This window comes from Microbacterium sp. K24, from assembly GCF_004794465.1.
GTDB lineage: Bacteria > Actinomycetota > Actinomycetes > Actinomycetales > Microbacteriaceae > Microbacterium.
Window position 1 is genome coordinate 1 of record NZ_SSDJ01000022.1, and the last position, 4,012, is coordinate 4,012.

Sequence of the window (4,012 nt, forward strand, 5' to 3'; positions counted from 1 at the left end):
CATCGCCGACCGGCGGGGCGTGGCCGCGGCCTTCGCCCTCGGCGCATCCGGTGTCCAGGTCGGGACGGCCTTCCTCGCCACGGCCGAGTCGGCGACGACGGATGCCCATCGGGCGGCGATCCGCTCCACCGCGGCCGACGAGACCGTGCTCACGCGGGCGATGAGCGGACGGCTGGCCCGCGGGGCGCGCAACCGGGCCGTCCGTGCGATCGAGGCGAGCGGCACGATCGCACCGTTCCCGATGCAGAACTGGCTGACCGGTCGCTTCCGCACGGCGGCGAACGAGCAGGGCCTGGGTGAGCTGCAGGGACTGTGGATGGGGCAGGTGGCGCCGCTGATCCGCTTCGACACCGCCGCCGAGGTCTTCGCGGAGCTGGTCGCGGGGCTGCCGGCCGGGCGCTGAGCAGGCATCCGGCGTTCCGGTCGCAGTCGCCTCAGAGCTCCGTCGTGCTAGAGGATGACGGTGGACTTGCCGTGCACGATCACGCGGTCCTCCGCGTGCCACTGCACGGCGCGGGCGAGCACCTGACGCTCGACGTCGGCGCCGCGGCTCTGCAGCTGGGCCGACGAGTCCGCGTGCGTGACGCGGGTGACGTCCTGTTCGATGATCGGTCCCTCGTCGAGGTCGGTCGTCGCATAATGCGCGGTCGCGCCGATCAGCTTCACTCCGCGATCCTTGGCCCGGGCGTAAGGGTTCGCGCCGATGAAGGCCGGCAGGAACGAGTGGTGGATGTTGATGATCGGCGCCTCGAGCCGCTCGATGAAGTCGTCGGTGAGGATCTGCATGTAGCGCGCGAGCACGACGAGGTCGACATTGCCGCGGAGCAGCTCCAGCTGCCGCTCCTCCATGAGCTTCTTGTCGCCCGAGGGGATGTGGACGAACGGCACGCCGAACGACCGGACGGCCTCCGCGAGATCGGGGTGGTTCGACACGACCATGGTGATGTCGATGTCGAGCTGGCCGCGCTGCGTGCGCCAGAGCAGCTCCATGAGGCAGTGGTCGTACTTCGAGACGAAGATCGCGACGCGCTTGCGGCGCGCGACGTCGTGGAGTGACCACTCCATGCCGAACCGCTCGGCGACGGCCGCGATGTCGGCCTCCAGTGCGGGGCGTGCGGCGGCGAGACCGTCGAGGTGGATCACCGTGCGCTGGAAGAAGCGCCCGCCCTCCGAGTCCGTCGAGTGCTGGTCGAGCGAGATGATGTTCGCGCCGTTCTGCGCGAGCACGCCGGCCACCGCCGCGACGATGCCGGGCTGGTCATCGCAGGCGATCAGGAGGCGGGCGGTATCGGGCTGAGACATGGATGCTCCTCGGGGGTGTGCATCGATTCTGCCGTGGATGCGTGCTGGCGGGCGAATCGCCGCGGGGCGCTCGCTACTCTGAGACCGTGGAAGCGAGCGACCTGGCCCTGGTGCTGATCCCCCTGCTGGCCGTTGCCGCGCCCCTGCTCGCCCGCGGCATACGTCCGGTGGTGCGGGTGCCCATCATCGTGTTCGAGCTCGTGCTCGGCATCCTCGTCGGTCCCGCCGTGCTGGGATGGGTCGAGACCGGCGACCTTCTGGAGAAGCTCAGCGACTTCGGACTCGCCGTGCTGTTCTTCGTCGCCGGCTCCGAGATCGACTTCCGCGCGGTGTCGGGCAAGCCTCTCGCACGCGCATCGCTGGGCTGGCTCTTCAGCGTGGCGCTCGGCATCGCCGTCGGATTCTTCTTCTCTCCCGGTGAGGGAATGGTGGTGATCGGCATCGCCCTGAGCTCCACCGCCCTGGGCACGCTGATGCCGATCCTGCGCGATGCCCGCGAGATGGACACGCCGTTCGGCAAGGCCATCACCGTCGTCGGAGCCGTCGGCGAGTTCCTGCCGCTCATCGCGATCTCGATCTTCCTCAGCACGCAGACGACGGGGATCGCGACGGTCGTCCTGCTCACCTTCGTCGGCTTGGCGGGGATCACGGTGCTCGCCGCGCAGCGGATGCCTCACGGCCGGCTGCACCGCCTCGTGCGTTCGACACTGCACACCTCCGACCAGTTCGGAGTGCGGTTCGTGATCCTGCTCATCGCGGCGCTCGTCGGACTCAGCGTGATGCTCGATCTCGACATGCTGCTGGGCGCGTTCGTCGCGGGCGCTGTGTGGCGGATCATCATGGCTCGCGCACCGAAGAAGGATGCGGAGGAGATCGAGAGCAAGATCGAGGCGATCGCGTTCGGGTTCCTGGTTCCGATCTTCTTCCTGTACACCGGCGTGACCTTCGATCTTCAGGCCCTGCTGGCCTCGCCCGCCGCACTCGCGCTCGTCCCGGTGTTCCTCATCGCCCTCCTGGTGATCCGCGGTTCGGCAGCCCAGCTCTCGGCGCCCGCCGGCGCGAGCGTTCGAGATCGAGCGGCGCTCGGGCTGCTCGCCGCCACCGGACTGCCGATCATCGTGGCCGTCACCGCGGTCGGTGTCGATCAGCAGATGATCGACACCGGTACCGCGGCGGCCCTCGTCGGGGCGGGGATGCTGTCGGTGCTGCTGTACCCCCTGATCGGGATGATCCTGCGGGGTGACCGGCCGCAGGTCGTGGGTCCGCAGCCGGTGCACGAGCGTCCGCAGGGGGAGCTGTGACGACCGCGAGCGCCCTGCTCACGCAGGCCGTGCACGATCTCGCCGGCGCTCCGAAGGAGGGGCTCGGCGAGCAGAAGGATTCCCGGTGGCGCGGTCGGCGCATCGTGCGGGTGGGCGAGGCCTGGCACCTGGGCGTGCTGCTGCTGACCGAGACGCACGCGTTGGCGACCGCCGAGGTGCTGCGGGCCGCAGACCCCGGCCGGCGCGGCTACACCGCCGAGTCGGCGCGCGCGCGTGCGGAGCGGAGAGCGGAGGCACTGCGCGGCGGCTTCGGCGAGGGCGACGTCGTCCACGTCGGGTGGACCGTGATCGATGTGGATGCCGTGGACGCCGGCGGCTCATCGGGACCGCTGGCCCTGGTCGACGGCATCCCCTCGGTGCGCTGGAGCGCCGCGGGAGGGTTCATGCCGCTGGAGGCATACCTGCGCGAGCGCGTCGAGCTGCTCCGTGGCGGCGGCGTCTGAGGCAGAGCGCAGGTCAGGCGAAGGTCTCGGCGAAACGGCGGAGGAGAGCTGCGCCCTCGGTGACGGATGCCGACAGCACCTGCCCCTGCACCTGGTCGAACTCGTCCGGGTCGAAGTAGCCGGTCGTGCGGTAGAAGGTCATCCGGTCGGCGAAGTCGCGCGGCGTCGGCTCTGGGTGGAACTGCGCGGCGTACAGGTGCGTCCCCACGCGATAGGCCTGCACCGGGCAGGCCTCGTTCGTCGCCAGGAGCACGGCGCCGGGCGGAGTGCTCGCCGCGCTCTCCTTGTGGGCGGTGAAGACCGTGAGGGCGCGGCCGCTCGGACCGAAGACCGGGTCCTCCGCGCCTGCGGGAGTGGTGTCGATGACGGTGGCGCTGGCCGACTCCGGCATGTCGGTGACGACCTCGCCGCCCAGCATCCGCGTGACGACGCCGATGCTGAAGCAGGTGAAGAACACGGCGATCTCACCGGCGATGGCGGCGCGCGCGAGGGCTTCGAGGTTCGCCTCGACCCGCTGCTGCACCGCGGACTTCGCCTCGTCGGTGACGTTGAACGGGGATCCCCCGACGACGACACCGCGGTAGCCCCGGAGGCGAGCCGGATCGAGTGGCTCCTGCAGCAGATCGAGACGGTCGACCACGTCGACGTCGAGGGCCCGACGGAACGAGGCGTGCTCAGCATCCGCCGCCCCGGTCTCGGGTCGCACGCAGACGTAGAGAAGCGAGGCCATCAGGAGATTCTAACGAGCGCGCGGGCGTTCGCCGTCCGCGGTCGTCACCGGGAGGAATTCGCGGTGCGGCCGCGCACGATACCCACGAACGTGTCGACATCGGGCGTCGTGCGCGCGCGCGGCCAGACCAGCGCGACGGTCGACTGCGGTCCGTCGCGGAGGCGGCGGTGGTCGGCGTCCTTGCGCTGATGCATCCGGGCCAGCGACATCGGCAC

5 protein-coding genes and 1 pseudogene are annotated in these 4,012 nt (G+C 70.4%); 3 read left to right on the forward strand and 3 right to left on the reverse strand.

Annotation, left to right across the window (positions count from 1 at the left end):
• Positions 1-403 (forward strand): nitronate monooxygenase (locus DW306_RS00760; protein ID WP_205814062.1); only part of this gene is annotated, 403 nt, incomplete at its 5' end.
• A gap of 47 nt (positions 404-450) precedes the next feature.
• On the opposite strand, the gene purU is transcribed toward DW306_RS00760, so the two are convergent.
• On the reverse strand, positions 451-1,302 hold the full coding sequence (purU, locus tag DW306_RS00765) for a formyltetrahydrofolate deformylase (RefSeq protein WP_136053748.1): 852 nt from the start codon (positions 1,300-1,302) through the stop codon (positions 451-453).
• A gap of 86 nt (positions 1,303-1,388) precedes the next feature.
• Here purU and DW306_RS00770 point away from each other — a divergent pair, with 86 nt between their 5' ends.
• Positions 1,389-2,603 carry a cation:proton antiporter gene (locus DW306_RS00770; protein WP_240746995.1) on the forward strand — a complete coding sequence of 405 codons (1,215 nt, stop codon included), beginning with the start codon at positions 1,389-1,391 and terminating at the stop codon, positions 2,601-2,603.
• The gene (locus DW306_RS00775) at positions 2,600-3,067 is read left to right on the forward strand and encodes a glutaminase (protein ID WP_136053750.1); all 468 of its coding nucleotides are present in this window, start codon (positions 2,600-2,602) and stop codon (positions 3,065-3,067) included. Before DW306_RS00770 ends, DW306_RS00775 begins: the two co-directional genes overlap by 4 nt.
• A 13-nt stretch (positions 3,068-3,080) precedes the next feature.
• Here the strand turns inward: DW306_RS00775 and DW306_RS00780 are convergent, their stop codons facing one another.
• Together DW306_RS00780 and DW306_RS21760 are read right to left on the reverse strand one after the other, a co-directional pair.
• A complete protein-coding gene (locus tag DW306_RS00780; protein ID WP_136053751.1) occupies positions 3,081-3,797 on the reverse strand; it encodes a GMP synthase in 717 nt (238 codons plus the stop codon).
• 44 nt (positions 3,798-3,841) lie between these two features.
• Positions 3,842-4,012: pseudogene (locus DW306_RS21760) on the reverse strand (transcriptional regulator); the annotation flags it as partial.